This is a genomic window from Thioclava marina (genome assembly GCF_002020135.1).
Lineage (GTDB): Bacteria > Pseudomonadota > Alphaproteobacteria > Rhodobacterales > Rhodobacteraceae > Thioclava > Thioclava marina.
The window spans coordinates 183,425-208,203 of sequence record NZ_MPZS01000002.1; the positions used below are offsets into that span (position 1 = coordinate 183,425).

The 24,779-nt window shown below is 57.7% G+C and carries 32 protein-coding genes; 18 read left to right on the forward strand and 14 right to left on the reverse strand.

Features of this window, described 5'->3' with window-relative positions; translation table 11 throughout:
- Nucleotides 1-104: 104 nt before the first annotated feature.
- The 7 genes from BMG00_RS11055 to BMG00_RS11080 form a co-directional block, all read right to left on the reverse strand.
- Nucleotides 105-530, reverse strand: a complete 426-nt coding sequence (locus BMG00_RS11055) for a hypothetical protein (protein ID WP_146642606.1) — start codon at nt 528-530, stop codon at nt 105-107.
- A gap of 593 nt (nt 531-1,123) precedes the next feature.
- A complete protein-coding gene (locus BMG00_RS11060; RefSeq protein ID WP_078574388.1) occupies nt 1,124-1,660 on the reverse strand; it encodes a hypothetical protein in 537 nt (178 codons plus the stop codon).
- 76 nt (nt 1,661-1,736) lie between these two features.
- Nucleotides 1,737-2,012, reverse strand: a complete 276-nt coding sequence (locus tag BMG00_RS11065) for a hypothetical protein (protein WP_078574389.1) — start codon at nt 2,010-2,012, stop codon at nt 1,737-1,739.
- Nucleotides 2,013-3,362: 1,350 nt separating this feature from the next.
- Nucleotides 3,363-3,524: a hypothetical protein gene (locus tag BMG00_RS17625; RefSeq protein WP_156102962.1), complete on the reverse strand. Its 162-nt coding sequence runs from the start codon at nt 3,522-3,524 to the stop codon at nt 3,363-3,365.
- A 66-nt stretch (nt 3,525-3,590) separates the two neighbouring features.
- Nucleotides 3,591-3,809 carry a hypothetical protein gene (locus BMG00_RS11070; RefSeq protein WP_038147012.1) on the reverse strand — a complete coding sequence of 73 codons (219 nt, stop codon included), beginning with the start codon at nt 3,807-3,809 and terminating at the stop codon, nt 3,591-3,593.
- A gap of 56 nt (nt 3,810-3,865) precedes the next feature.
- On the reverse strand, nt 3,866-4,072 hold the full coding sequence (locus tag BMG00_RS11075; RefSeq protein WP_038147014.1) for a cold-shock protein: 207 nt from the start codon (nt 4,070-4,072) through the stop codon (nt 3,866-3,868).
- Between the two features lie 197 nt (nt 4,073-4,269).
- On the reverse strand, nt 4,270-5,076 hold the full coding sequence (locus BMG00_RS11080) for a transglutaminase-like domain-containing protein (RefSeq protein WP_038147083.1): 807 nt from the start codon (nt 5,074-5,076) through the stop codon (nt 4,270-4,272).
- 831 nt (nt 5,077-5,907) lie between these two features.
- On the opposite strand from BMG00_RS11080, the gene BMG00_RS11085 reads away from it, so the two are divergent.
- From BMG00_RS11085 to BMG00_RS17710, 4 genes are all read left to right on the forward strand, one after another.
- Nucleotides 5,908-6,177 carry a DUF982 domain-containing protein gene (locus BMG00_RS11085; protein WP_078574390.1) on the forward strand — a complete coding sequence of 90 codons (270 nt, stop codon included), beginning with the start codon at nt 5,908-5,910 and terminating at the stop codon, nt 6,175-6,177.
- A 241-nt stretch (nt 6,178-6,418) separates the two neighbouring features.
- A complete protein-coding gene (locus tag BMG00_RS11090) occupies nt 6,419-6,949 on the forward strand; it encodes a lysophospholipid acyltransferase family protein (protein WP_211274128.1) in 531 nt (176 codons plus the stop codon).
- 200 nt (nt 6,950-7,149) lie between these two features.
- On the forward strand, nt 7,150-7,356 hold the full coding sequence (locus BMG00_RS11095) for a cold-shock protein (protein WP_038147019.1): 207 nt from the start codon (nt 7,150-7,152) through the stop codon (nt 7,354-7,356).
- A 181-nt stretch (nt 7,357-7,537) separates the two neighbouring features.
- Nucleotides 7,538-7,699: a hypothetical protein gene (locus tag BMG00_RS17710; RefSeq protein ID WP_168172822.1), complete on the forward strand. Its 162-nt coding sequence runs from the start codon at nt 7,538-7,540 to the stop codon at nt 7,697-7,699.
- A gap of 343 nt (nt 7,700-8,042) precedes the next feature.
- On the opposite strand, the gene BMG00_RS11100 is transcribed toward BMG00_RS17710, so the two are convergent.
- From BMG00_RS11100 to BMG00_RS17485, 4 genes are all read right to left on the reverse strand, one after another.
- Nucleotides 8,043-8,879, reverse strand: coding sequence for an IS110 family RNA-guided transposase (locus BMG00_RS11100; protein ID WP_245795017.1), 837 nt, complete (start codon nt 8,877-8,879; stop codon nt 8,043-8,045).
- A gap of 364 nt (nt 8,880-9,243) precedes the next feature.
- A complete protein-coding gene (locus BMG00_RS11105; RefSeq protein ID WP_146642608.1) occupies nt 9,244-9,561 on the reverse strand; it encodes a hypothetical protein in 318 nt (105 codons plus the stop codon).
- A gap of 72 nt (nt 9,562-9,633) precedes the next feature.
- Nucleotides 9,634-10,391, reverse strand: a protein-coding gene (locus tag BMG00_RS11110; RefSeq protein WP_093470068.1) for an IS5 family transposase whose coding sequence is annotated in 2 segments (ribosomal slippage) — nt 9,634-10,070 and nt 10,070-10,391 — 759 coding nt in all. Because the reading frame shifts where the segments join, the coding sequence is not laid out codon by codon here.
- 321 nt (nt 10,392-10,712) lie between these two features.
- Nucleotides 10,713-11,189 carry an 8-oxoguanine DNA glycosylase OGG fold protein gene (locus BMG00_RS17485; protein ID WP_146642610.1) on the reverse strand — a complete coding sequence of 159 codons (477 nt, stop codon included), beginning with the start codon at nt 11,187-11,189 and terminating at the stop codon, nt 10,713-10,715.
- Nucleotides 11,190-11,428: 239 nt separating this feature from the next.
- Between BMG00_RS17485 and BMG00_RS11120 the strand changes: the two genes are divergently transcribed.
- Together BMG00_RS11120 and BMG00_RS11125 are read left to right on the forward strand one after the other, a co-directional pair.
- Nucleotides 11,429-11,827, forward strand: coding sequence for a transcriptional regulator (locus BMG00_RS11120; protein ID WP_078574394.1), 399 nt, complete (start codon nt 11,429-11,431; stop codon nt 11,825-11,827).
- Nucleotides 11,828-12,114: 287 nt separating this feature from the next.
- Nucleotides 12,115-12,636, forward strand: a complete 522-nt coding sequence (locus BMG00_RS11125) for a hypothetical protein (RefSeq protein ID WP_078574395.1) — start codon at nt 12,115-12,117, stop codon at nt 12,634-12,636.
- Nucleotides 12,637-12,839: 203 nt separating this feature from the next.
- On the opposite strand, the gene BMG00_RS11130 is transcribed toward BMG00_RS11125, so the two are convergent.
- A complete protein-coding gene (locus BMG00_RS11130; protein ID WP_078574396.1) occupies nt 12,840-14,114 on the reverse strand; it encodes a tyrosine-type recombinase/integrase in 1,275 nt (424 codons plus the stop codon).
- Nucleotides 14,115-14,436: 322 nt separating this feature from the next.
- Between BMG00_RS11130 and BMG00_RS11135 the strand changes: the two genes are divergently transcribed.
- The 8 genes from BMG00_RS11135 to BMG00_RS17885 all read left to right on the forward strand — a co-directional run bounded on the left by BMG00_RS11135 (nt 14,437) and on the right by BMG00_RS17885 (nt 22,087).
- Nucleotides 14,437-15,759: a tyrosine-type recombinase/integrase gene (locus BMG00_RS11135; protein ID WP_078574800.1), complete on the forward strand. Its 1,323-nt coding sequence runs from the start codon at nt 14,437-14,439 to the stop codon at nt 15,757-15,759.
- Complete coding sequence (locus BMG00_RS17490; RefSeq protein WP_146642612.1) at nt 15,759-16,580, forward strand: hypothetical protein; 822 nt, start codon at nt 15,759-15,761, stop codon at nt 16,578-16,580. The genes BMG00_RS11135 and BMG00_RS17490 overlap by 1 nt, the downstream gene beginning before the upstream one ends.
- A gap of 75 nt (nt 16,581-16,655) precedes the next feature.
- Complete coding sequence (locus tag BMG00_RS11140; protein WP_078574397.1) at nt 16,656-16,832, forward strand: helix-turn-helix transcriptional regulator; 177 nt, start codon at nt 16,656-16,658, stop codon at nt 16,830-16,832.
- A gap of 17 nt (nt 16,833-16,849) precedes the next feature.
- A complete protein-coding gene (locus BMG00_RS11145) occupies nt 16,850-17,293 on the forward strand; it encodes a hypothetical protein (RefSeq protein ID WP_146642613.1) in 444 nt (147 codons plus the stop codon).
- A 94-nt stretch (nt 17,294-17,387) separates the two neighbouring features.
- The gene (locus BMG00_RS11150; RefSeq protein WP_078574399.1) at nt 17,388-18,248 is read left to right on the forward strand and encodes a toprim domain-containing protein; all 861 of its coding nucleotides are present in this window, start codon (nt 17,388-17,390) and stop codon (nt 18,246-18,248) included.
- Nucleotides 18,245-19,423, forward strand: a complete 1,179-nt coding sequence (locus tag BMG00_RS11155; protein WP_078574400.1) for an AAA family ATPase — start codon at nt 18,245-18,247, stop codon at nt 19,421-19,423. The genes BMG00_RS11150 and BMG00_RS11155 overlap by 4 nt, the downstream gene beginning before the upstream one ends.
- A gap of 226 nt (nt 19,424-19,649) precedes the next feature.
- Nucleotides 19,650-21,464 carry a hypothetical protein gene (locus BMG00_RS11160; protein WP_078574401.1) on the forward strand — a complete coding sequence of 605 codons (1,815 nt, stop codon included), beginning with the start codon at nt 19,650-19,652 and terminating at the stop codon, nt 21,462-21,464.
- A 227-nt stretch (nt 21,465-21,691) separates the two neighbouring features.
- Entirely contained in the window at nt 21,692-22,087 is a 396-nt protein-coding gene (locus tag BMG00_RS17885; protein ID WP_281251069.1) for an HGGxSTG domain-containing protein, read from the forward strand.
- 103 nt (nt 22,088-22,190) lie between these two features.
- On the opposite strand, the gene BMG00_RS17495 is transcribed toward BMG00_RS17885, so the two are convergent.
- Complete coding sequence (locus tag BMG00_RS17495; RefSeq protein WP_146642615.1) at nt 22,191-22,607, reverse strand: Rap1a/Tai family immunity protein; 417 nt, start codon at nt 22,605-22,607, stop codon at nt 22,191-22,193.
- A gap of 2 nt (nt 22,608-22,609) precedes the next feature.
- Nucleotides 22,610-22,822 carry a helix-turn-helix domain-containing protein gene (locus tag BMG00_RS11165; RefSeq protein ID WP_078574801.1) on the reverse strand — a complete coding sequence of 71 codons (213 nt, stop codon included), beginning with the start codon at nt 22,820-22,822 and terminating at the stop codon, nt 22,610-22,612.
- Nucleotides 22,823-22,947: 125 nt separating this feature from the next.
- Here BMG00_RS11165 and BMG00_RS11170 point away from each other — a divergent pair, with 125 nt between their 5' ends.
- The 4 genes from BMG00_RS11170 to BMG00_RS11185 are packed head-to-tail and all read left to right on the forward strand — an operon-like array spanning nt 22,948 to nt 24,612.
- Nucleotides 22,948-23,568, forward strand: a complete 621-nt coding sequence (locus BMG00_RS11170) for a hypothetical protein (RefSeq protein ID WP_078574402.1) — start codon at nt 22,948-22,950, stop codon at nt 23,566-23,568.
- A gap of 43 nt (nt 23,569-23,611) precedes the next feature.
- Nucleotides 23,612-23,845, forward strand: coding sequence for a hypothetical protein (locus BMG00_RS11175; RefSeq protein WP_078574403.1), 234 nt, complete (start codon nt 23,612-23,614; stop codon nt 23,843-23,845).
- Nucleotides 23,842-24,051 carry a hypothetical protein gene (locus BMG00_RS11180; RefSeq protein ID WP_078574404.1) on the forward strand — a complete coding sequence of 70 codons (210 nt, stop codon included), beginning with the start codon at nt 23,842-23,844 and terminating at the stop codon, nt 24,049-24,051. The genes BMG00_RS11175 and BMG00_RS11180 overlap by 4 nt, the downstream gene beginning before the upstream one ends.
- A gap of 60 nt (nt 24,052-24,111) precedes the next feature.
- Nucleotides 24,112-24,612, forward strand: a complete 501-nt coding sequence (locus BMG00_RS11185) for a hypothetical protein (RefSeq protein ID WP_078574405.1) — start codon at nt 24,112-24,114, stop codon at nt 24,610-24,612.
- Nucleotides 24,613-24,779: the final 167 nt, after the last annotated feature.

Genomic DNA, 24,779 nt, shown 5'->3' on the forward strand with positions numbered 1-24,779 from the left:
CTTACTGCTCGCTTCAGAGCATGACGGGGTCGTTCACAGCCTGAAGGCCATGCCGGACGGTTCAAAAATGAGGGAATTCTGGTCGGACACCGTGGCCCGGTGGATCAGCTAACGGCGTTGACCGGAGCAGTAGAAAGGTTCGCCGGATGCTGTCCGAGACGCCTGGACTCGTAATCTGCGCGGACCAGTTGCGTCATCGCTCTACTCGTCCACCAAAGTTGGTTTTCGCTCATCAGGGCGAGCAAACGGGCGGTGAAGGCGAGATCTTTCGAGAGATACCCTTTCCAACCGTTGCCTTCGTAAACGAGCTTTGACTTGAACTGGCGAGCACCGCGACGACCACCGACATAGCCGACTGCCCGACGCATGGCTTCAGCAACCGATTTTCTTGGGATGCTGCCATCGATGTATATCCCATGGAGGTGAAGCCGATCGGTATCCCTAGTAGCCTCCAGGACGAAGGTCGCCGGAAGCTGGCGGAGATCCTTTGAATTGAGCTGTGCGTTAAACCTCTTGCTGACTTCACGCATCGGCTGCTGCTTTCGCTTCAAGAGAGCCTCGAAATCCGGCGCGAGGTTCAGCGTGATTGCTAAGCCTCTGTTGAACTGAGCGAAACGGAAAATCTCCCTCCGACGCTCTTCCGAACTCAGCTTCTTCCAAGGGCGTAGGACTGGGGAACGAACAGAACTGATAACTGCTGTGTGACGCTTCGGTGGCATGTGTCTTCTCTATGGTCTGGGGTGTGGGTTGTTGGAGCCGATAGTTTCGGTCGCTTGGTTGACAGTGATTGAGAACGATGAGCACGCCATACGCTGTCGCTACTACGCTACTACTAGACAACGATTGGGCACCCTCAACGAAGCCCCATAAATGCAAGGGACTTCAGGCGGTTTCGTGCATTAAGCGCATGGACATTATTCCCCGCCCTGTCGCGCATGCGATCAGGTCGGAAGCTGGCTCTGTCCTAGGGTTTGGTGGGCCGAGCTTTCGGTCAGCGGCTCCTTCGTCCCTAGTGCCATCTTAGACCGTGGGACCGTGGGACCGTAGGACCGTGGGACCGTGGGACCGTGGGACCGTGGGACCGTGGGACCGTGGGACCGAATAACTCGGACCATTAGCAGCCTCAAGCTTTCCAAGTCGGAAAACTCAGCCTCAGTTGCTTGTCGAACTCATCGAGCAGCTTTCTCAACCGGGCCGCTTCTTCAAACGCGCGCTTGCGGGCATCTGGATCGCTAAGGTCAGAAGCCTCAATCTCACCAATCCGCGCTTCGATCTCCGACTTCTTGTAGTCCCGAATTTGGATTGCCAAATCTCTGGCCGCCTCGATCAAGCAACCGACAGTAACTTCAGCACGGCCGAGAGATGTCCCCTTCGATGAGCCGAAGGGATTGCTGTGGCCACCCCCCTCTGAAGGACTTTCAAGCGTATCGAGCGTCACAGCTTCAGGACCGGAGTCATCTTCAAGCAGTGGGGGCGAAATTCCACAAAGCTCGAGCGATTGCGCAAAGGATGAACCAACCTGCTCATCCACGGGAAAGAACTCGTAGAATGGCTTCTGAAACAAGTCGCTTGGCGATGACGGCTTCTTCAGATCCTCCTGTTTCTTCGCCTTCTGGCGTTCGCGGTGAAGCCGCACCTTCTCAGCATTCGTTAAGGCCATGACGATTCTCCTACCCAACAAGGTTACGGTTACACAAAAACCGACATCTGGCGCAATAGGAAAAATGCACGATCCGTCAATCGGCCGAAGAATTCCGTGTCCGGACAATCGCTCTGAGCCTCTCGCACTCGTCTTTGGCTTTAGCGAGGTCACTGCGGAGCCGAACATTTTCGTCGAGCAAATCGCGTTTTGTGGGATGAAGAAGCCATTGGACGAAGTTGTTCCTGACCGCCCTCTCGTCACCGTGGTCTCGATCAAACTGCCACGAGACGTATTTGGCCTGCAGCATCAAGACGCCGCAAAACGCGAGTGCGATCACTGGGGCAACAAACTGGTAGATTTCCATCGACATCCGGCCTTGCTCCTTGATCAGGATCAGTGTGCTTAGGAGTTCAGCATGGAAGTCGCGACCTGGCAACATAGGACTGCGCCGCCGCTAGCCGGCTTCAAAAAGGTTAGCCCCCCGGCCGAGCATGCCCCTTCGTGAGGTAGCTAACTAGCTCGTAAGCTAGATGGCTATCTAGCTCACGACCCAGTCAACATATCAAGGCGGAGGACCGGGCCGTTTAGTTGCTTCGGAACAGGCACGCCCGGCGCAGCAGATACTCCGGGTATACGATACCGCCTCGACTTGCGTCGCATGTCAGCCGTCTGTTGCTCAGAACTCACTTCGTCTAAGTAACGCCTTGGAAGATCACCCAGGACATCCCGAACTTGTAGCCACCCGTGACACTTCCCGAGCATCAACACGCATGTGCCAGAGAGAACGCCGTGGATCGAGCGGCACTTCCCCATGAAATTCGGCCGCGTCGGTTGCTCCATCCAAGTCGTTCGAGCTCGAAATATGCGAATTTCACAAGCAGCGAGCAACGCTCCGTTCGATTGCCGACCAGACTATTTCGATCCGCTTCACTATGGTTGGAGGCGAAAAATCGAATTCCAAGCCCATTTTTGTCAACTTAACGTAAACCCAATCAGGAAATGTCTAGGTATTATTGGTCGAATTCGGCAACTAAGGGTTAACATAGAGGCGCCATCGAAGCGCGAGCTCTTCCAAAACGTAAAGCGAATTGAGCGTTTTTGCCTTCTTTTCGCCAGCTGAACTTTACGTTTTTTGGCTCTAGCTTTACGTTTTCTTTCCGATTGAAGCTGTCAGGTTAAGTGCACTTTACGCATGCGAGCCGATCGAAACGCAAACTACAGAGCGATTTCGCTCCGTCATCCCTCACGAGACACAAGAGCTCTGATTTGCTGTGACCCCCGATAATTCCTCCAGTTGATGCTAGAGTCCGACCCAACAGTGCACCGCTCCCCAAGGTTGGATCACCGGAAGCTGACCCTGAAGAACCGCCCCCTGTTCGAGAACCCCTACCTTCCCGGTGCCCTAGTAAACGAGCCAAGCCCTCCGTTCCAGATCAGCCCCTCGTGTCCCAAACCATCTGACGACGGACATCTCGGGCTAAGGGACGGAGTTCTCTAAACCACTGCTCCGTGGACATGACATTATCGCTGCCGAGAACGGAAATAGTCGCCTGTCCCATCATTGGGCAGGGCCGCCCTTTCAAAAGCGAAGCGGCAGGAGTTTCCTCCTGCCGCTCCACCTCCCGGCAAGTCGTGTGGCGAGCGTCAGCCGGTTCGCTTGGAACCTCGCGCCGCTCAGCCTTCTTGCCGGGACCCCCACACCCCTGATTTTAGAGAACGATTATTCCTGAACGCCGCGCACCAAGGGGCCACGCTCGTCCGATATCTTGTCGTCGGACAGACTGCGGAAGAAGTGGTGCCAAGCGAGGGCGGCATGGCCCTTATGCGTCGCAAGGTCATTCGTCTGGGGCGTTTTGCCCGAAGGCACTTTTTCAAAAGCCATCTTCGGCCCTCCATGTTATTCCCGGGAGACGCCCGGGAAATTCTGTTGGATGACCGAATTTTCCGGTCAACTTCGCGGTTTCGTCCTGCGAGACGGTGGCTTCAGGTCGTGATCGCCCTCATCCCGCTCCAGTCGCGCCGCGCGCAAAGTCGCGGTCAGATCCGCTCTTTTTTCAGCTTCCGCCTCTCGGATGATGCGCACTGCGGCATCCGTCTTGTCCTGAGCCGTCCCCGGTTTCGGGGCAAGTTCGCGGAAGAAGCCGTTCAACTTGTCTTTGCGGGGCATGTGCCCTCCCTGTTCGCGGGATCCGGCCCGATGGACCGGATCCGGAACCGATCCGATCAGGCGAGTGCCAGATCGCAGGCGGACTCGCGTCCGTCGCGGCCGGTCTCGATCTCGTAAGTCACGGCCTGCCCGTCATTGAGCTGCGAGAGGCCCGCGCGCTCAAGGGCCGAAATATGGACGAAGATATCCCGTCCGCCGGTCTTCGCCTCGATGAAGCCGAAGCCTTTGGTCTGGTTGAACCATTTCACGGTGCCATTGGCCATCGTGATGTCTCCTATGATAAATGCTGCCCGCAAAACGCGACAGCCCGGCTCAGTCAATTCGAAAAGGCAGACTGAAGCCGACAAAGGAGACAGGTTGCAGAAGGGAATTACGTTGCCCGCTCTCACTACGCCGGTTCGGCGAAAATAGCAAAGGAAATAAGTAGCGTCCGGTTTTGCGCGATTTCGGCTGAGGGGGTTCAGAGGATCTGATCCGACCAGACTTCGAACCCCTCGAGGACATTCGTTCCGAAGGAATGGATCAGGGGAACGTCGGCCGCATCGCGGCCCTGAGCCACGAGAATGCGCCCGATGCGCGGGGTGTTGTTGCGCGGATCGAAGACCCACCAGCGCCCCTCCAGCCAGACCTCGATCCAGGCCGCGAAGTCCCCTGGCGGATAGGGCGGCGGTTCACCGATATCGCCAAGGTAGCCTGTGCAATAGCGGGCGGGGATGTTCATGCATCGGCAGAAGGCGATCGCCAGATGGGCATAGTCGCGGCAAACGCCCTGCGCCTCGGCATAGGCCTGGGCGGCACTGCGCGTGGCCCGGGCGGCGAGATAGTCGAACTGGATATGCGCATGCACGAAATCGCAGATCGCCTGCACCCGGGCGCGCCCGGGCGGGGTATGCTCGAACAGGCGCCAGGCGGTTTCGGACAGGGTGTCGGTCTCGCAATATCGACTGCCAAGGAGGTAGACGAGAACCTCGGCCGGCAATGCCTCCACCCGGTCGGACCCGGCCTCGGGCGGCTGCGGGTCAGGCTGGCCGCTATCGGTGATGATCGCTTCTGTGCCGATGCTGAACAGGCCCTCGGGCGCGACAAGGCGCGTGCACCAGTTGCCGAACCCGTCGCGATAGGCGCTCAGCGGCACATTCGGCGTGGTTTTCAGATGATCGGGGAATTCGAGATCTCCGGCGCGGGAGAAATGCACATTGAGCAGCGCGATCATCGGCGTCGGCTGCGTCAGGCGGAGATCAAACCGGCAGCCGATCTTGATGCGCAGATCGGCGCGCTCGCCTGCGGCGGCTGATATGTCGGAAGGAGGCGGAAATGCCATCGGGCGGCGTCCTTTATATCTATGCAATAGCCACGCGAGGGCGCGGCGTGATCGAAATGATCGTTCCTGCGTGGCATGGCGCCCCTGCAAGATTTCGGCAGGACTGTCCCGGCAAGGCGAACCGTCACCAAAGGACAGCCGAAAACGCGGGAGGGCCATTACCACGATATGGGCTTGTCGCGTGTGAATGCGAGGCTCATGTGTCCCGATGCCGGGTTTTGCGCGCCGTCAAAGCTCTGCGTGACGGCGTGTTCCCCCTATCGAGGCGGATTTATTTATCACGCTATCAACACCTTGCGTAGAAACTTCGCTCGAATGGCTCAATTCTCTCGCAATCGCGGGACAAAGCGCCTACATCTTCCCTGCATCTCTTAATTCTCGGACCCTGTTCCTCCCGGCTCAGCGACGATCTTGAGCTTTGTCGGGCCGCTGCGCTTTGCAGGCGGCATTTGGAAAAGGAACCTCACGATGGCCTTTGGCGCCGTGAAGCCGTTTGAGCTGAGCAACGATCATGGCATCCAAGCCGAGCTTCGTCTGGCGGGGATCGCAAATTCTGCTCTCACGCTGTCCCGGCGAGCTTCGTCAGCCAGAAATTGACGGACATGCTGCGCGCTTTGGCGCTGAGCCTGTCCCTATCCGTTCGGGAAAGATATCTGCGCGCGTGATCGCGCGCCAACCAATCAACCGCACGGTTTCGGAGAAATCCCCTACTGTGCCTTCGTGATCGCGCGACCGTTCAAAACGGAGCCGTCACGGACACCAAGAAAGACAAGAACCTTGATAGAAATTTACTGGGGCCAACCCATCTCGCTCGTCGTGTCGCCGGAAGGCGACGTGAAAAACTTCAGCACAATTGAACAAGCGCACTACTGGCTACGCCGGAAATGGCCCGTCGCCGATGCGGCGCTGGATCACGCCATCGAGCGTGTCGAGGCGGCCATGGACTGCATGGGGACCGTCGGCGACGCACGCGCTGCTTTCCTCGGCGCCGCCAATACCGCTGGTTTCATGCCGTTCGACGCAACGGTTCGCACCCTTGCGGCCTGAGCGCATCACCCAAAAGGCTACCCAACTGCGGGAGGCACGCGGTTTTGCCGCGCCGAGGCCGCAAGCAGCCCGCTCGAAGCTTTTCGACGGGTTGTTCGGTTTCTGGACGCTGCTGCAGGCGCCGCTGATCCCGTGCCTTGCGCTGGCGCACCGGCCAAGCCTGGTCCGGTCGGCCATTCGGTTTTGGACGGCCGGGTTCTTCCTGCTGTCACGCGGGATCTTGCGGCAACGCGTGCGCGAAGTGGGACTCGAGAACAAACATCTCGACAGCCCCTGCATCTATGTCTGCAACCACCAGTCCACATGGGAGACACTGGCCTTCAACCGGCTGGTGCCCGATATCTGCATCATCGCGAAACACGAGTTGCGGCCCATCCCGATTTTCGGGTGGTTCCTCGCACATGCGCCGATGATCCTGATCGACCGGAGCGGTGGCGGGCGTGCTCTGGCGGGAATGATCACGCAGGCACGCGAAGAGGCCGCGAAAGGGCGCTCGATCCTGATCTTCCCGGAAGGCACGCGTGTCGGCGTCGACGACAGATGCGCATTCCAGCCGGGCCTGATCGCGCTTTACCGCAAACTCGGCCTGCCGATCGTGCCGGTGGCGCACAATGCCGGTCACGTCTGGCGCAAGGGTGTCAAAACCGAGGGCGCGATCACGGTGGCCTATTTCCCCGCGATCCCACCGGGACGTCCGGCCGCCGAGGCGATTGCGCGTGTCGAGGCCCTTCTCAATGTCGAGAAAGATCGCTTGGCCCCGGCCACGTCGTGATCGCAAGCGCTCGACGGATCGCGATTTACGGGGCTCGATCTTCGGTTCGTCCTTGTTTTCTGCCCGTCAGACCCCATATATAGAGAGCTTCGTTATACCGACCGCACCCTGTCTCCTTCATCGGCCTCAGTTTGCTTTTCGATCTGACCGGCCGACCTGCCGCATCCTGCGGGCAGAATTCAAAAGAAGGAAACAGCACGATGGCCAATGGCACCGTGAAATGGTTCAACTCCAGCAAAGGCTTCGGCTTCATCGAACCCGAGACGGGCAGCAAGGACGTGTTCCTGCATATCTCCGCGCTCGAGCGTTCGGGGATCTCGCATGTCGCTGACGGTCAGAAAGTGACCTTCGAGATCGAGACCGGCCGCGATGGTCGGGAATCCGCCAAGGATCTCGAACTCGTCTGATACAGTCCTTCGCGGGCCAGTTCCTTCCGGCCCGCGAAAGCGCGCCTGCGACGCGCCGCCCAGAACGAAGAACGCGGTCCGGGCGCCGCATATGCTTCGAGAGACCACAAACGGGTTCTCGCGCCCTGTGTCGGGATGTTTCGGCGCGTTCACATGTCACCTGTAGAAACGGAGATCGAACTTGGGCTATTCACCTCAAAAGAAGCCACTGGACCTGAACGAATTCCTGAGCCAGCCGGCGAAGAAGCAATCCCGGAAAGGCTTTGGATATCGGCGCCCGCCGACGCTGCCGACAGCCGCCAAGCCGGAAACGAAATCGGCTGAAGGCGACGACAAAGCCTGATCGCGCAGTCTGGAGCAAAAGCGGATGCGACGCTTTTGCTGACAAGACCGGACTGTGCGCGATCTTCGCATTGCCGACGTTAGTGGCTTGCGCAGCGAATGACGGCTTCTCTGATTGGGTGTCTGGGTCAAGCTCGTTTTCCTTCTTATGAGGGATCGCGTATCCGGGTCACGCTTCTCTTCGCAGTCTGGTTTGGCGTTCGAAGGGCGCCGCTGCATGCATGTGTCGGATTGGTAGTGGAGAGCCCCGCTTTCCGGCGCGCTTCAAGTTGCGCAGCAGACATTTTCGGCTTCATCCACACACCTCGTCCGGATGGACGATCCCGTTCAGGTTAGGTGGTGGGCTATTGGGTCATGCCTGGCCTCCCACTTTTTTCCTGACGGAACTCTGTGCCGTCGATCCACATCCGATGTAAAAGGACGGCCAGTTTGCGAGCAACCGCGACGACGGCACGGCGGCGGCCTTTGGTGCGCGTGAGGCGCATGCCCCAAGACTTGATCTGCGATCCGCCCATCGTTCGCATGAGCAACGCATTTGCGGCAGCGTAGAGCGTCGCTCGGACATTCTGATCACCGGCTTTGGAGATGCGACCTGGGTTGTCGTGTTCGCCGGACTGGTATCGCCTCGGCGTGAGACCAAAGTGCGCGGCTACTGTGCGAGAACGTTTGAACCGATTGGGGTTATCGACGGCTGCTTTGAAAGTCAGAGCAGCGATCGGGCCTATACCAGGCACCGACATCATCCGCATGCAGACCTCGTCTTGCGACGCCGCACGCTTCACCCGTCGATCCAGTTCAAGATAATGCTGGAACAGGACGGCACGTGCATCGAGCAACGGAATGACCGCGTGCGCGAGAACTTCATCCATCTCCATCATGGGCCTCACGAGACCGTCGAAGCTACCGTGCTTGACGGTCCGGGGAAGGCGAACACCGAATATCTTCAACAATCCACGCACCTCGTTTGCCAAGTCCATTGTTTTCTTCAGCAAGGCCTTTCTGGTGCTCAGCAGGGCCCGTAGCCCGTGCGTCTCCCGGCTCTTCATATGCACCGGGCTGAACCAACCCGTCCGCAAAATCTGGGCAATGCCCTTGGCGTCCGTCTTGTCTGTCTTGTTCCGCATCGCTGAAAGTGCAGCACTGACCTGGCGAGCTTCCATGCACACGATCTCGAAACCCATGTCTTGCAGGCCGAAGAAAAGGTGCTGACCAGCGCACCAGCCTCAAAGCCGATCCGCACGATTGGGGCGCCGAACGCATTCAGGCAGTTGGCGATTTCGTCGACCTCACACGGGAGCTCTCGCTCCATGCAAACCTTGCCACGACCGTCCACAATGCAAAGCGCGCAAGACCGAAGCGACACATCCAAACCAACGAAGTATTCCATTTTCTGTCTCCCTATTCTCACAGCAATGCTGAGATCTTATCGGGAGCTCGACCTTAGAGCAGGGTCAGCCCAATTACGCATGCTTTCCGCCCGAACCGGTCTGCCCAACCAGAGCGAACGCATAAGACGTTTAGAAAATTTAGAAGCCTGTCAATCTATCAGTCTTCCGGACTAGGGCCTTCAATTCCGAGAGCCTTCAGCACCTTCGACGACCATTCATACGAAAAACAGCTTTCTTGCATGACTTGGATCTCTTCGTCATTCATGTCGCCAAATTTTCGTCCATTGTATCGCCCCTCGTCGGAGGGGCGGCCAGACTGCTTTTTGAGCACGAGGAAAGTAAGGGGCGGAAGACTTTTCTCTTTAAGCCACTCTTGGCAATTATAGAAATCGCTGCCGAGGCCCCGGCCCGGCATAGCGCCCGTTTTTCCTAGCTTCGTTCCGAGCTCAGAGTAGGTAACCGTTTCCCGCTTCATAGCTGCGCGTGCGAGTATCCGGGTAATATGGTTTGGATGATATGCCAACTTAGGGTCTGGACTCATTGAGTTTCACAGCCAGAACATGACGGTGGCAGCGAGGGCGACGGCGGAGAGGAAGACCTTTGGGCACCTGTCGTAACGGGTGGCAACGCGCCTCCAGTCCTTGAGCCTGCCGAACATGATCTCGATGTGGTTGCGGCGTCTGTAGCGTCGCTTGTCGTATTTGACGGGCTCGCCGCGGGACTTCCGGCCCGGGATGCAGGGCGTGATCCCCTTGTCTTTCAGGGCGTGGCGGAACCAATCCGCATCATAGCCTCGGTCGGCGAGCAGCCAGTCCGCCCGAGGCAGGCTGCTCAGCAGCGCCGCCGCACCGGTGTAATCGCTGACTTGGCCGGCCGTCATGAAGAACTTGAGTGGGCGGCCTGTGGCATCCGTGACGGCATGCAACTTGGTGTTCATACCGCCCTTGGTCCTGCCAATCAGGCGTCCACGCCCCCCTTTTTCAACCGCAGGCTCGACGCCGTGCGATGGGCTTTCAGATATGTCGCATCGATCATGACAGTCTTCTGATCTGTCGCCTCCGAGGCCAGTCCCTCGAAGATCCTGGCAAACACGCCCATCTCGCTCCAGCGCTTCCACCGGTTGTAGAGCGTCTTGGGCGGGCCATACTCCCGGGGCGCGTCGCACCACCGCAACCCATTGCGATTGATGAATATTATGCCGCTCAGAACGCGCCGGTCATCGACCCTCGGCTTACCATGGCTCTTGGGGAAGAACGGCTTCAGCCGCTTCATCTGTTCGTCCGTCAGCCAGAAAAGATTGGTCATGAAGCCCCCACCTGTTTGGGAGCGTGAATCACGCCGACAGGACGGAATCAAGAAATTTAATGGGTCCTGACCCTAGCTCTCCATTTGCTGCAATCACTCTGTCTTGACGAGCTCACGCCAAGGGTCAGGTTTTCTTCCTCCTCTAGAAAACAAGCACTGCTCTGTTTCTTCGGGAGTTAGTTCGAGCCGCAAGGCGAGATCTTCCACGACCTGGCAATAGGTCTCGTATATCGCCGAACCATTTTTGGGGGAAACGTAGCTACGGGACTGCATCCGAATAATGGGCGGACCGTTGGTGAGGAAATTGCAAGAGCGTGCAGTCTATTGATCCATGATGTAGCCGTCGTGCTTGGGCTCTGCAAAGAAGATCAATTTGGTGAAATAGGCAGGACCAATTCCTGGTCTTGTGATGCTGTTCATCACCGCGTGGCAAAGCGCATACCCCTCAGAACGGCTCAAATCGCCGCTGCGCAACCGATTGCCCACTGCTAGCCACTTGTCCTCATTTCGCGCGAGGGTCCGGGCGTGGTCCCTACGCATTTTACCCCATCCAAGTATCGCCCAAAGCGCGTCGCGATCTGGACAGTCCGGGTTCTCTGCCATCTCTTTCAGTTCCCGGCGCCCGATGCTGGTCGTTTCAGCCACAGAGGCAAGCGCCGGCAAACCGGCGCTTTGCAGCCATGTCGAAACGGAAGTCTCGGGCCGAGCACCCGGGCGCGCCACGCTTCGGAAATAGTCGTAACGATCGGCGTGATAACGAAGCTCGCTCGATATGCTTTCCTTTAAGATCAATGGCATCAAAGACATTCTATCTAATAGCGAATGAGCGTAGCTTTATCGAATCCAAAACGCAAAACTATCGTGTTCGACCCGGAGGGTTCGCTCGCCCTCGATTGCTGGGCACCCGACACTTCCCCATCAGACTGGTCGCTTATCTCTAAGACTTCGACATCCCATTTTGAGCGATACACTCCCCACCCGCTTGTCAAACACTCAAGCGCTACGGTCTCTGCAGCACCATCGAAAGAGATCAAGAAATGAAATACCCCTTCCAAAACAGCGAAGCTGCGAAATTCATGCGTGATCGGATACTGGCGCTTGGGCACCGCAAGACCCAAGCGGAGATTGCGATCGAAGCTGGCTTCGTCAACGCGAACATGATGTCTTTACTCAAGGCTGGCAAAACCAAAATCCCGCTCGATCGCATACCTTCATTAGCCCGCGCACTTGAATGCGACCCTGCGTTCCTCATGCGCCTGTCTCTTGAACAGGCCGTAGGAAAGACGGCGGCATTAGCGATCGACGAGATTTTCGGGACGGCCGTGACCGAGAATGAGCGCGGTTGGCTCAACGAACTCCGCGAAGCCTCCGAGAACAGCGACCCTCGGCTCACGGCGAAGTCTCGCCATGCTCTGCAGGCAATTTTCGGGAAATGAAGGCGTGCAAGCTCGCTTGCTCAAGGTTGCGGAACAACGGCTGATCCCATTCTAGCGAGCAGAAGTTGGATCGTCTCGATCTACTCCCCTCGAGAAATTTTTCTGGAAACCTCGCCCCGTTCCCGTTCCCCGCGGGCGGGGCTAACCCACGCCCATTCCTTGGCAAGCAGACCGACGTCGAAAACTGAACCGCATACCTAATTTTTCCTTGTCGGCGCCCTTGCAAATACCACCCTCGCATCCATCTGTGATTTCTATCGTCACAATCACATTACGAGGTATTTCGAATGGCCATGAGCGCTGCTGAGCGTAAACGCCTGCAAGTCGAGCGTCAGCGTGCGCGCGCGCGCCAATCTGTTGATCTTGTTCAACCGATATCTAAGCCGCCTTTCGGAGAGTGGTTAGAGAGCAATGCCCAAGAGGAGCTCTGGCAGCACCTTGTGATGTGCTACGATGGCATGAACAGACAGACACCGGACTTTACGCAAGACACTGATCCAGTCTCCGCATCCGGTGCCTTTGAGTTCCCGACAACACCTGAAGGCGCACCAAGCTATATCGGAGCCTTGGGGAGGGCGGAGCTCGAAGTGGAATTGCTGCTTGAAGCTGCAAAGACCCTCGCGAAACTGATCAACCGCTACAAGCGTGAAGCAATTTCCACCAGGCTTTTGGAAATCGAGAAACAAGACCTTACAGATCCCGACAAGCGCTCAGACAGCTTGCAGCAAGCCGTCATCCTGTCGAAGGCGGTGGACAAGCTCGACCGGTCAGTTCGGACCGTCGTCCCGCAATGGCAACTCCGAGGTTAACTCCATGGAGCCATTGCGAATATGCAGCCGCCTGAGAAACTTGAGTGTGAGCGCGACCGTTTGGAAAAAGCGCGCGATACGCTCGCAACGCTTGTCACAGAAGACACCATCTTCCTGCCCTTCTTCATCCGCATTGAGAACGAGCTCATGCGCTTGAACTCTGACTGCTCTGCGCTCGAACGCGCGAGACAGCTCGCGCAAGCTCAGAAGGCCACGCGCTGAATGATCGTGTGCGCCATCTCGAGGGACGCACCGGCACCATAGCGCTCCCGGTCTAGAGCGTGTCCCATAAGATCTCTGCGGACACGCTCATCCACCCCAGCCGCCAAGAGGCGATCTTCAAAGGAATGTCGAAGGCTGTAGAGAACATGGTCTTCGGTTTCTCGTAATCCGTTTTCTCGTAAGAACTTGTTGATCGTCGCAGACAGGCCTGGCTTGTCTCGATATCGCGGAAATCCGTTTCGACACTCGCGCAACGCATCCAAGCTCACTCCAGCGAGTGGAATATCTCGCTTGGCGTTTCGCGTCTTGAGCTGACGCCCCTCGGGACGGATCATCACATAGGGGACGGCACCTTCCAAACGAATGTGCTGAGGTAGAAGCGCCGCTCCTTCGCTCGGGCGATAGCCTGTGTTGATCATCCCGATAAGGACGCAACGAGCTTCGACATTGAGCCCTGCGAGGGCGCCATTCGTGAGAAGCTTGTTACGTATCCAATCACTTGAAAATGGAGGCCTGAGCTCTGCCTCATCTTCTTTGAAACTCAATCCACCGAGCGGCAGATCAAGCTTCAAGCGTTTGAGTTCATTGACACGCTTGAGAACCTTTCCAAGGTAGGTCAGATCCTTGTTCGCGGAGTTCGCGGTTAACCCTTCCCGCTCGAGCCTATCTGCCCACCATTGACGGAAGTCGAGCATATCGTCGCGAGTAATCTCATGGATCGGCTTGTCGCCTATAACCTCAATGAAGTTCTTCACCGCCTTTATGACCGGATTGCGAGCGCGACGGACTTGATCCTCGCTCTTCCCCCTCATCTCATCAGACGTGAGCTCCCAGAAAAGCTCCAGGGCGCGGCTAACCTTTAGGCCTGGGTCAGGCAACGTGCCCAATAGAGCGCGACCTTCCTGCGCTCTCGTCTTGCGCCCTTTCATTGAAATCGCTTCAACACGCGCGATGATATCAGACACGGGTCCGGCGAGCAGATCTTTCGAGGACAAATAGTCGAACCCTTTAGATCCCACTAACGTTCGAGCTGCGTCTAGCTTCAGTTCCGAATTGGCACCTCCGCAGGCAAGCAATGCTTCCCACTCCGAGACCTGCTGTCTCCACGCGGCTCCACTCCTCTCCCCGGCAACAGACTTCGAGTCCGTATCAAGAGAAATCCAAACCGTCTTACGGCTTTCGACCGACGCATATTTCGTTGGAACACGCTTCACGAGGTAGAGCTTCTCCCCTTTGCCCCTAGCCATTATCGACATCACGGATCTCCCCCGTCACAACCCTCAACAACCGAAAATGTGCAGCAGTTTGTGCAGCAAAATGTGCAGCAAATCGGCATAGAAGACCGGCGCCACTCGCGCCAATTTCATTATTTTTCCTAGGAAAACAACTGTCTACGCACATTCAACGCTTGCAGCATATGGCGGAGGAGGTGTCTGCCGACCTAACGTATCACGTCGCATCCAATCGTAAAAAATTCTCCCTTTGTACACAAACAATTGCAAAGGAAGGTGTATCAGCATGTTGCAATCGGCAGCTCGCAATTTAATATCCTATGGTGGGTATTATGACGGGTATTCCATGCCGAAACGGGCGAAGGAACTTTCTGCGCTTGATGTGAAGCGCGCCAAGCACAACGGTTGCCGCGGGAACCGAATGTTAGCTGTAGGCGGTATATCCGGGCTGCAGCTGCAAATCACGCCAGCCAACGGTAAGACCTGGATCCTCCGAGCGATGGTGGGAACCAAGCGCCGTGAGATTGGCTTAGGCGGGTATCCAGACGTCACTCTCGCGCAGGCTCGAGAGCGCGCGCGATCCGTCAGGGAAGAGATTGCCAACGGCAATGATCCGGTTGAACAAAAGCGCGCCGCACGAGCGGCACTCGCCCAAGCTCAAGCGAAGGCGATGACTTTCTGGCAGGCAGCCGGACAATTCCTTCCGATCAAACAAGAGGAGCTTTCGAACCCCAAGCATGCCGCGCAATGGCGCTCGACGCTCGAAACCTATGTGAAGCCGTTCATAGGTGACATTCCTGTCTCGGAAGTGACGACGTCGGATGTTCTGAATTGCCTTCGCCCGATTTGGCTGACGAAAACGGACACCGCGACCAAAGTCAGAGGCCGGGTCGAAGCGGTTCTAAGCTGGGCAAAGGCAGCCGGATATCGAGGAGGAGAAAACCCAGCCGCTTGGAAAGACAATCTGGACAAACTTCTCTCCAATCCCTCCAAAATAACTAAGAAACAAAAGTTTCCGGCAATCCAGCTTGATGATGCAACCGAATGGTTTCGCGACGTTCGGGAAGGCAAAGGAATTTCATATCGCGCGCTGGAGCTTCTCGCCCTCTCCGCACTCAGATCCGGCTCTCTCCGGAATGCTCAGTGGAGTCACATCAACTTTGAGAAGCGCCTCTGGGTCGTCCCTGCAGAATTCATGAAAGACACCACCGGAACTGGTGGAGAAGAACACCGTGTGCCCCTGACTGAAGACATGCTGGAGCTTCTAAGCCGAATTCCGCGCCAAAGTGGTAGTGATTTCATATTCACTGGAAGTCGCGGGCCCATCTCAGATGGCACGATCCGGAAAGTGATGGTCACACTGCATGAGAAGCGCATCAAACGTACTCAGGAGCAAAGTGAGCACGCATTTGGTTACATCGACTCTCGGAGCAAAAAAATCGCCGTGCCGCACGGACTCCGCTCGACTTTCAGAGATTGGGTCGCAGAACGAACTGGGTTCCCGAGAGAAATGGCTGAAATTGCGCTGGCCCACACTGTCGGTAGCGAAGTGGAAAGAGCCTATCGCCGGTCCGACATGGTGGAAAAACGCAGAAATATGATGAAGGCCTGGGGAGACTTCCTGAACGGGCGCCAAGCCGAAAACCTCATTTTCATGACAGGTTCATAATGGCAGAAACCCAAGACATATTTCCTGCCAGCGAGGGAGACGGCTTCGAGCCATATCGCGAAATCGCCCGCTTTGCCGAGTGTGACGAAGAAGACGTCTACTACGCGCTCATTGGAATAGAGCCGCCGGAGTGGAGCAACCGACAGCACCGCAGGCTCGTCGGCGATCATGTTAAAGCACTCAATCGAGCAGTGAAGTCCGCATCAGACCTTCTGTATGCGCTGCGACAGCTCCCCCCCGATGAGACCCAATCTCTTGTGCGGTCAGGCGCTGCAACAGTCCCGCAAATTGAAAAGTTGCTTGCAGAGCTACAGGGGGGCGAGACCTTCTATAACGAATGGCATGGCAGACGGAGCGCCTCTGGGGGCCGCGAGCCAGCTGCATACGAGATTGCGGAAGGGGTTCGGCGCCTCTTTCGACGTTTGAAAAGAAAGATCACCTTCGGTCAGCAATATGATGGCAGCCCTTCGGGAGCATTTTGTCGGACAGTCGAGGTGGCAATTGCTGCATTTGGCGTGAGGGCGAGTTGGCGTGGACCAGCCGAGGAGGCGGTGAACAAAACGCGGGAGATAGAGCGTCGGCACATTCGCCTGGTTGAGAATGCAGCGTCGAAATTACCTGGTGACGATATCACTCCAGACCCTTGCCTCGTGATCGAGTTCGAAGGCGATAACGTATGCCTGAAATTATCTGACTTTCCGGAAAAACCACCCCTGAAATTGCGTCAGAAACATTTTGCATCAGGGAAGGAGATCAAAAAATTCGCAGAAAAATGGTCTTCTACTACAAGGGCTTACATGTCTCATACGGAATCAAATTGATTTTTTTTCGGTTCGCATTTTTCGTTTTTTGAGGATCAGGCCAATCGTTATCGCATCTAAACGAAAGGATGCGAAATGTATCTGTCTGACAAGCAAGCTGCGGCCCGATTTAGCGTTAGCCGTATCACCATTTGGCGCTGGGCACGCGAAACTGATTTTCCTTCACCGATCCAACTTTCTCCCGGCTGCACACGCTGGAAGCTTGCCGAAATCGAAGGCTGGGAATCTCAACGCCCGAAGGTCGCAGCATAAGAAACCCCCGCTCAGTCATGGACCGGGCGAGGGCGATAAATCTTATCTGCAGCACAGTCGAGATTAGCCAATCGAACCCGGTCCTTCAAGAAAAAGGATCGAGCATGAAACAGAAATCGAAATTCCCGCCCCGGAACGCAAAGCGCGTTTTTCGCGTGGCGGATCTCCCCAAAGACCGCAACCCGGCTCAATTCGAAATCATCAACGCGAACAGTGAGAGCCGTGTTGTCATCCTCGACAAGCGCAGGCGTCAGATCCTCGAACTGCTGGCAATCGGCCCCGTCTTCTGCGCCTCGCCTGTTCGGATTTCCGATATCGTCTTCGTCCTCAAGCGCGAAATAGGGTTGGAAGTGGAAACCGAGTTCTATCCCGGGGACCGAGCAACCGGTGCCGGAGATTTCGGGGTTTACTTCCTCCGTAGCCGGGTGCGCCGCCTCGATGGCGGGGAGGCGGCGGCATGAATTCGCTTCGGCTTGCATATCTCCGTCGTCTGTATGGCCTCTCTGGGGCTATCGCCTGCGCTCTCGCTCAACTCGCCTATGGGGAGGGTCGCGAATGACGAACGCACGTGAAATCACCCTTTCCTTCCAAGGTGATTGGCATGGGAACCACGGGAGCGCGCCTTGCCCCGTGTGTCAGCCCGAGCGCCGCAGTGATCAGCGCGCTCTTTCCCTACGCGATGAAGGCGGACGGCTGCTTGCCTTTTGCCACAAGGGCGGGTGCGAATTCCGCGACATCGTCAGAGCGTCCGGCTTGAATGCCGCACAGTTCATCCCGGATCCAGTAGCCCAGCGCGAAGCCGAAACCAAACGTGTCGAATATGAGCGCGCGAAGCTCGACAAAGCGCGAGCCCTCTGGTGTCGCTCGCTTCCGATCAACGGCACGAAAGGTGAGGATTACCTTCGCAATCGCGGCATCAAGTGTGATCTGCCGCCGTCCCTGCGCTGGGCAGCTGATGTTTATCATGGACCCAGCGGACGCTGGCATTCCGCAATGGTGGCGGAGGTCAGCACCGGAGCGGTGCATCGCACCTACTTCGAAAAAAGCGGCGCGCGCATTTCAGGCACCGCAAAGATGATGCTGGGGCCGTGCGCTGGTGGCGCCGTCGCACTCTCCGAAGGCGCCGGGCCGCTCGTAGTCTGTGAGGGCATCGAGACCGGCCTGAGCCTCCTCAGTGGACTTCTCGACGGCGCTGCGAAGGTCTGGGCGTCTCTCTCGACCTCAGGGATGAAAGCCCTGCAGCTTCCTGAGGACCCAAGCGAGCTGATTGTGGCGACTGATGGCGATGAAGCTGGCGCAGATGCTGGCCGGGTGTTGGCTGAAATCGCTCATGCGCGCGGATGGAATGTATCACTGCTTCCCGCGCCACAAGGGCAGGACTGGAATGACGTCCTGCGGAAAAGGAACGCCGCATGAATGCCTCGATTCCGCAACCGATCCAGTTCGCGCCCGCGAATTCGCCGCTTCCATTGAGGGCAACACCTTTCGAATGGCGCGATCCTGCATCCCTACCCGCTCGGCGGTGGGTGTATGGTCGTCACCTGATCCGACGCTTCACCAGTGTAACGGTCGCCCCGGGAGGGGTCGGCAAATCGTCACTGACAATCTGCGAAGCGCTCGCGATGGTTTCAGGGAAGAAGCTGCTTGGTGACGAAATTCCAGCTCCGCTCCGAGTCTGGATACTCAACCTCGAAGACCCACGCGACGAACTCGAGCGCCGGATCGCCGCGACGATGCTGCACCATTCGATTTCGCCGGAAGCTGTCGTAGGTCGGCTCTTCGTAGACAGTGGACGAGAGAGAGGTCTTTGCACTGCCACGCAAGGCCGCGAAGGCGTTCATATCAATGTGCCTGAGGTTGAGGCGCTTGTCGCGGAAATCGAAGCGCGACAAATCGACGTGCTGATCGTTGATCCGTTCGTCTCATCGCATCGCGTGAACGAAAACGACAACGGCGCGATTGACCTCGTCGCGAAGGAGTGGGGCCGGGTCGCGGAGCGTTGCAACTGCGCAATCGACCTCGTCCATCACACCCGCAAACTCGGCGGCGAAGAGGCTTCCTCGGAGAATAGCCGGGGCGCCGTGGCCTTGCTGGGCGCGGCGCGTTCGGCCCGTGTCCTGAACCGAATGAATGATGCTCAGAAAGCGGATGCGGGCGTTGCCGATGATCCTCTCACCTATTTCAGTGTCGAGCGCGACAAGGCAAACCTCGCGCCCCCCGGAAAGCGCGTGTGGCGGCGCATGGTCTCCGTGAACCTGGCTAACGGCGATAGTGTGGGGGTTACGGAATCCTGGGAATGGCCTGACGATTTCGACGGCATCAGCGTCAAAGACCTCCTCTCGGTCCAGAACGCGATTCAAGCGGCGTGGGGCGCCGGAAGCCCACCGCGCGCAAGTAACCAGGCCAAGTCGGCTTGGGCGGGTCTGATCGTCGCAGACGTTCTCGGCCTCGATGCCAACCGCGACAAAGCCAGAATATCGCGAATGCTGAAGACATGGATCGGGACCGGCGCGCTCCGCGAGGTTCAGCACGAAGACGCGAAACGCAACAAACGGCCATGTCTGGAGGTAGGAGAATGGGCAACTGTGTAACCCCCACCACCTTGAAATGCGAGGTGAGGCAAGGTGTGGCAGTGGGGCGCTTTTTCCGACCTGCCCCACTGCCCCACTACCCCACCCCTAAAGGGGTGGTGAGGTGGTGGGGCATATGGAGCGGTCATCGGTCGGCTCCGGAAGGTGGGGCAGTTCCGAGCACAGGATCTGCTGCCGAAGTTCAATCAAGAGAAAATCAAGCTATCGAGCGAAAGGAATAATACAGATGGCAACCTTCGATGAAATCATGGCGATAGCCAAACGAGCGGATGAAGCTGGGAGAACTGCCGATGCGCAGGCTCTGGTGGATATGGCGCGAAAGATGCTTCCCACGCAGCCAGAAAGCGGAAAGAGCGTGGCGAATTCCCCGCAGCCTTCCGCCGCCGCCAAGACTTGGCTGATCACGGCACCAGACGGGCGCCAGTTCAAGGTGTCCGGTGAAAATCAAGCCGGGGCGCTGGCTGCGCTGCAGAAGATGTTTTCTGGGCCGGAAGCAGGGCAAGCGAGCGGAGCGCCCCCGGTGAATCTCGACGCAATTGCGCAAGAGGCACAACAGAGAAAGCGCTCTGCGAGCAGCTATGCTGGCCTCATGGCGGCGGCGCGGGAAGCTTATAAATATGGTGATACCAACAAAGCGCGAGAGCTTGCCAAACAGGCCTTGGCAATCCGTGATGGATCGCCAGCAACACAGGCCAAAGGTAGCGCGTCCCCTTCCATGGTCGGCGGCATGAGCGGCGCTGCCACTGATGGGGCTTTGTTCGGCTTCGGGGATGAATACCTTGCAGGCCTTTCAGCGGCGCTTGGCGTTCAACCGGACGGGAACGGTGGGGCGAACTGGTTCGACTACTCGCGGCCCATCGGAGACCGCTACAACACCGCTCTCGATGCGATCCGCAAAGAACAGGGCCAATTCCAAGCGGCGCACCCCGGCGCTTCGATGGGCGCTGAAATCGCGGGATCACTGATCGGCCCCGGAAAGGGCGCTGGAGCCTTCGTAAACGGTGCAACGAAGACAAGCGGGCGCATTGCCCGTGGTATCGTCGCAGGCGGCGCTGCAGGCGGCCTATACGGCTTTGGAGAAGGCGAAGGCGGGACGACTGCCCGTGCATCCTCCGCGCTAACGGGTGGCGTGATCGGAGCCGCCAGCGGTGGCCTCCTAACGGGCCTTGGAGAAGGCATTGCCAGAGCAATTCCCAAGATTGCTAATTCGCCCAGCGCGAAGAACGTTGTGCCGACGCTCGAAGCCATGCGGGAGAAGGCAGGGCAGCTCTACGAAGCCGCCAAGGAATCCGGCGGTGTCGTCAACGAAGGACGTATGAAGCTTCTGGTCGGTCAAGTCTCACAGACGCTGCGCAATGAAGGCTTCGACCCTCAACTGCACCCACGCATCGCGGCCACGCTCACCAGGCTTCAAAATGAAGCTGGCCCGAAGTCTCTCGCGGATATGGAAATCCTGCGCAGGGTCGCAAGCAATGCCGCTGCCAGCTTGCAACCCGACGAGCGGAGGCTTGCTGGCAAGGTCATCGATCATATCGATAACACGGTGGCGCGCTTGTCCGGATCTGAAGGGCTGGCGGAGGCCCGCAAGGTATGGGCGCAGATACGGCGCCTGGAGACCGTTGAAACAGCCATCGAGAAGGCGAGCCTGACCGATGACTTCGCGCGGGGTCTACGAACTCAGTTCAAGGCCCTCCTGCGCAATCCAAAGCGGCTTCGCGGCTTCTCAGGTGCTGAGCTCAAAGCAATCGCTGCCGTCGCAAAGGGAGCGCCGCTTGAGCATACACTCCGAGGCCTCGGAAAGCTCATGGCTCCCACAGGGATCAGCGGGGCGGCTCTGACGGGAGGCGCAGCGTTTGGGGGTGCAGGTCTGGGGGCTGCTGCCATTCCCCTCGTTGGGATGACAGCGAAATCCGCAGCCAACGCAATGACGAAGGCGAGCGCTCAGCAGGCCAGAGACTTCATCGCAAGCGGTGTGGCAAGGACAGCTCCGCGCAATGCTCTCGCCGCGACTACGGTCATTCCTGGCACGATGGCACAGTGACCCCATCCAACACAGCTAAGTGCGGCCCATTCGCGGGCCGTGCTTTCAACCATACTCGCGAGATATGAAGGGAAATGCCGATGACCGGAGCGGAGCTTGCAAAGATCAGAAAAGCCTCTCGTCTCTCGCAGTCGGGCCTCGCTATCAAGGCGGGCATCGGGCGTCACGCTGTGAGCTATTGGGAAAACAAAGCGAAGGTGGATCTGAACTCGTGGGCGGTTCGGAAGATGGGCGAGATTCTACCGCTGCCGTATTTTGCCACACCAATACGCACGCGCACGGGATGGGGTGTTAGTGGGCATGAGGAATTCACTGCATCGATCGAAGCCAAGCTATTGGCAGCATTTGAGCGTGCAGCAGCCAGAGCGGCCAAACGCCGAGTTCGGTGCGGAGCGAAAACGAGGAAGGGCGTTCCGTGCCGCTGCTTGAGCGAACCAGGGAAGCGTAGGTGCAAGTTCCACGGGGGGCGATCCACTGGACCAAAGACAACAGAAGGGATTGAGCGCATTCGCGAGGCGCAGCTGCGCCGCTGGCAGGCTTCGCGAGCATCATTGCTGCTCGCGAAGCCCTCCGGCCATGAAGAGACCACGGCGCCCTTAAGGAACCAAGCAGTCGGTATTTAGAGGTCGGGCGGATCGCTCAGCGGTCACTTATGCCTTTCTCTTCGACATTGGGGTTTCGCGGCCAAGTCTATCGTTGAGACGGCGACGCTCCACCCTCGATGCATCAAGGCGCATTCCGCTTTTCAGAACACGGAAACGCCTTTGAGAGCGCAGACTGCATCAGCGCCCGCGCCGAATTGTGCCGCGTCTCGGGATTGTTTCTTAGGTATTGGACAAAGACGTCGCGATATTGCCCAACTGTAATCCCGTCCGGCAGGCAAAAGGAAAGAAGAGCGTCCACTCTTTGGTTGACTTCTGAGGCAGGGACTCCAGAGACGACGAGAGGAGCTGCGGCCCCCCAGCGCATGCCTTCGACAAGTCCGTCAACGTAGCCAATACAAAAACCTTCCCTTGCGAGGTCGTCAGAGGCTTCGCAGATAGATAAAATCTCGTTCCCTGTAAGATTTCGCCCAAGGTTTTGAGCTGCCGATGGGATGGCGAAAGCAGTGGCCATCAAAGTCATTAAACAAAGCTTTTTCATCTCTAATCCTTTCGGATGGTTACCCCCGTTCCGGCGGACATTTGTCCGTCTTCGAGGAACTGAATACCTCTCGCTTCGAGAGTTTTCCTGATCGCCTCGGCGGTTGAGTGCTGCAAGCCGCTCTTGCCCGTCTCAAAGCGGCTGATCGTCGTGAACGAAACCCCCGCAATTTCCGCCAATTCTCGCACGCCAAGCTGTAGTGCTGCGCGTGCCATTCTCACCTGCTCCGGCCTCATCCGCATACCTTGTTACATATTTCGCTAACAGGGTTATTGACAAAGCGCCTACCCTGTATCATATCTATAACACGGTAAGCGAAAACGCAAACGGAGTTGCCGCCATGACCTACGACCGCACCGCCATCATGAAAGCCGCCTGGGTGATCGTTCGCCGCTTCCTCGGCCGCACCCGCGAAACGCTGGCTCAGATCCTGTCGCGCGCGCTCAAGCTCGCATGGTGGGATGCAAAGCAAGAGGCTCAGGTGGCAAAGGCGGTCGCAACGAAGCGCGCCGAAGCGGACACGCTCGCCCAGCGCTCCAGTGCGGATCTCAAAGTCGCAATCGTAGCGCTCGAAAACACCGATACGCTGGGCGGCGCTGGGCGTGATCGTCTTTCGGATCTGCAAGCTGCTCTTCGCCACGCAGAAGCGCGCGAGGCTGCTGACTACGCCGCAAAGCGCAAGCTGATAGCGAGCGCCAAGGGACGCTTCGCCTCGATCACCTTCACTAAGAAAGACGGCACGCACCGTGTGATGCGCGTCCAGCCAGCTACGCTGCGCCAGCATGTCAAAGGTGCCGATGCCTCCGATGCTGGCCGTAGAGCCGCTGAGACGCGCGCTCAGCGCCATCCCAACCTTCTGCCGGTTTGGGATGCCGAAAGGAAGGCGCCTCGCTCTGTGAACCTCGCGACCGTCAGCCAGATCAAGGTGAACGGTGTTACCCATGAATTCTGCGCCCGCTGATCGCAGGCGCATCAACCAACCGAATAAAATAACGGAGAGAAACATGCAGACCCAAAGAGATATCCTGAACGAGCTGAATGATGCTCTGGACGCAATGGATGAGACGGCGAGCCTTCTCGAACTGCTGAGCATGGCGGCGAATGACCTTGGAAAACCCATGCAGGACGCGATTGCGGCTGGCATCTCGCTGACGCAGGACAAGCTGAATTCCGCACGAAAGCTGGGGTATGCAGCGGCGAAGAGCATGCGTGATCAACGTATGGAGGCTGCCGAATGAACGACGCGTCTAACACATTCGAGCTTCTGAGTGGGGCGCAGGCCCTGCGTGCTTTGGCGCGCGACTTGTCGGAACATGGCGCAGGGGAGCCGCTCAGCGCTGAAACGCGTGATCATTTGATCTTCGTCATGAAAGCCATGGCCGACCGAACCGAAGCGAGTGCTTCAGCGTGGATCGACGCGCTTGAAACAGGCGCTGCTGCCTAAACCAGAGCGACTGAGTGCCCCGCCGATGCGGGGCCTCTTTACGTAAAATAGGCTGATAAAATGAATTCGCCCTACAGCATCAATCGCCAGTGGTCCGACCGATACCTGCCCGAGATACGGCGGATAGTCGGCTCACACTTGCTGCAGGTCGCACCTGACCACCTCGATCGACACCACGCCACAGATTTGCTGATGCTTGATGGCCGCGACCTGCGGATTGCAGCGCGCGTGCGCCGCCCAGGCTATGCCTCCCACTACCCCTACGAGTTCACGATCCGCTCGCAAGTAGCGTCCGGCGCAATGACGGAGCTGGCGAAGATTGTGAACGGTGAAGGAGACTGGCTCTTCTACGGACACGCCAGCGAGGATGGTCGCGGGATGGATCTCTGGTGGCTGATTGATCTACGAGCATTCAGGGCGGCGCTTATCCGGCGTAGTGCAAACGGCTTCCCCATCCGGTGTGGAGACAAGGCCAATGCCGACGGCACCTGTTTCAAATGGTTTGATATTCGCTCGTTTCCGAATGAGCCGCCACTGATCGTTGCCTCCGGGCGGCGGTGAGGGCCTGCAATCGATTGTAGTGACGCTTCGGAACCCATCACGAGAACGCGATCATTATTCTTGATCGTAGATAGCAGCCCGCTACGATCCCATGCATTGACTTGTAAGGGAGGGATTCAAGTGAAGGTTGTTCTTACGTTTCTGGGTGCTGTATTCGCTCTTTCGAT

Coding starts and splice junctions, on each gene's coding strand:
- BMG00_RS17885 (WP_281251069.1), top strand. CDS start 21,692: ATGGGCGAGATTCTACCGCTGCCGTATTTTGCCACACCAATACGCACG.
- BMG00_RS11100 (WP_245795017.1), bottom strand. CDS start 8,879: ATGGGTTTCGAGATCGTGTGCATGGAAGCTCGCCAGGTCAGTGCTGCA.
- BMG00_RS11055 (WP_146642606.1), bottom strand. CDS start 530: ATGCGTGAAGTCAGCAAGAGGTTTAACGCACAGCTCAATTCAAAGGAT.
- BMG00_RS11140 (WP_078574397.1), top strand. CDS start 16,656: ATGTATCTGTCTGACAAGCAAGCTGCGGCCCGATTTAGCGTTAGCCGT.
- BMG00_RS11125 (WP_078574395.1), top strand. CDS start 12,115: ATGGCCATGAGCGCTGCTGAGCGTAAACGCCTGCAAGTCGAGCGTCAG.
- BMG00_RS17625 (WP_156102962.1), bottom strand. CDS start 3,524: ATGGCTTTTGAAAAAGTGCCTTCGGGCAAAACGCCCCAGACGAATGAC.
- BMG00_RS11120 (WP_078574394.1), top strand. CDS start 11,429: ATGAAATACCCCTTCCAAAACAGCGAAGCTGCGAAATTCATGCGTGAT.
- BMG00_RS11165 (WP_078574801.1), bottom strand. CDS start 22,822: ATGGCACGCGCAGCACTACAGCTTGGCGTGCGAGAATTGGCGGAAATT.
- BMG00_RS11185 (WP_078574405.1), top strand. CDS start 24,112: ATGAATTCGCCCTACAGCATCAATCGCCAGTGGTCCGACCGATACCTG.
- BMG00_RS11065 (WP_078574389.1), bottom strand. CDS start 2,012: ATGTCGATGGAAATCTACCAGTTTGTTGCCCCAGTGATCGCACTCGCG.
- BMG00_RS11105 (WP_146642608.1), bottom strand. CDS start 9,561: ATGAAGCGGGAAACGGTTACCTACTCTGAGCTCGGAACGAAGCTAGGA.
- BMG00_RS11135 (WP_078574800.1), top strand. CDS start 14,437: ATGCCGAAACGGGCGAAGGAACTTTCTGCGCTTGATGTGAAGCGCGCC.
- BMG00_RS17495 (WP_146642615.1), bottom strand. CDS start 22,607: ATGAAAAAGCTTTGTTTAATGACTTTGATGGCCACTGCTTTCGCCATC.
- BMG00_RS11070 (WP_038147012.1), bottom strand. CDS start 3,809: ATGCCCCGCAAAGACAAGTTGAACGGCTTCTTCCGCGAACTTGCCCCG.
- BMG00_RS11155 (WP_078574400.1), top strand. CDS start 18,245: ATGAATGCCTCGATTCCGCAACCGATCCAGTTCGCGCCCGCGAATTCG.
- BMG00_RS11170 (WP_078574402.1), top strand. CDS start 22,948: ATGACCTACGACCGCACCGCCATCATGAAAGCCGCCTGGGTGATCGTT.
- BMG00_RS11150 (WP_078574399.1), top strand. CDS start 17,388: ATGACGAACGCACGTGAAATCACCCTTTCCTTCCAAGGTGATTGGCAT.
- BMG00_RS11075 (WP_038147014.1), bottom strand. CDS start 4,072: ATGGCCAATGGCACCGTGAAATGGTTCAACCAGACCAAAGGCTTCGGC.
- BMG00_RS11130 (WP_078574396.1), bottom strand. CDS start 14,114: ATGTCGATAATGGCTAGGGGCAAAGGGGAGAAGCTCTACCTCGTGAAG.
- BMG00_RS11095 (WP_038147019.1), top strand. CDS start 7,150: ATGGCCAATGGCACCGTGAAATGGTTCAACTCCAGCAAAGGCTTCGGC.
- BMG00_RS11145 (WP_146642613.1), top strand. CDS start 16,850: ATGGACCGGGCGAGGGCGATAAATCTTATCTGCAGCACAGTCGAGATT.
- BMG00_RS11060 (WP_078574388.1), bottom strand. CDS start 1,660: ATGGCCTTAACGAATGCTGAGAAGGTGCGGCTTCACCGCGAACGCCAG.
- BMG00_RS11175 (WP_078574403.1), top strand. CDS start 23,612: ATGCAGACCCAAAGAGATATCCTGAACGAGCTGAATGATGCTCTGGAC.
- BMG00_RS11160 (WP_078574401.1), top strand. CDS start 19,650: ATGGCAACCTTCGATGAAATCATGGCGATAGCCAAACGAGCGGATGAA.
- BMG00_RS17485 (WP_146642610.1), bottom strand. CDS start 11,189: ATGCCATTGATCTTAAAGGAAAGCATATCGAGCGAGCTTCGTTATCAC.
- BMG00_RS11180 (WP_078574404.1), top strand. CDS start 23,842: ATGAACGACGCGTCTAACACATTCGAGCTTCTGAGTGGGGCGCAGGCC.
- BMG00_RS17490 (WP_146642612.1), top strand. CDS start 15,759: ATGGCAGAAACCCAAGACATATTTCCTGCCAGCGAGGGAGACGGCTTC.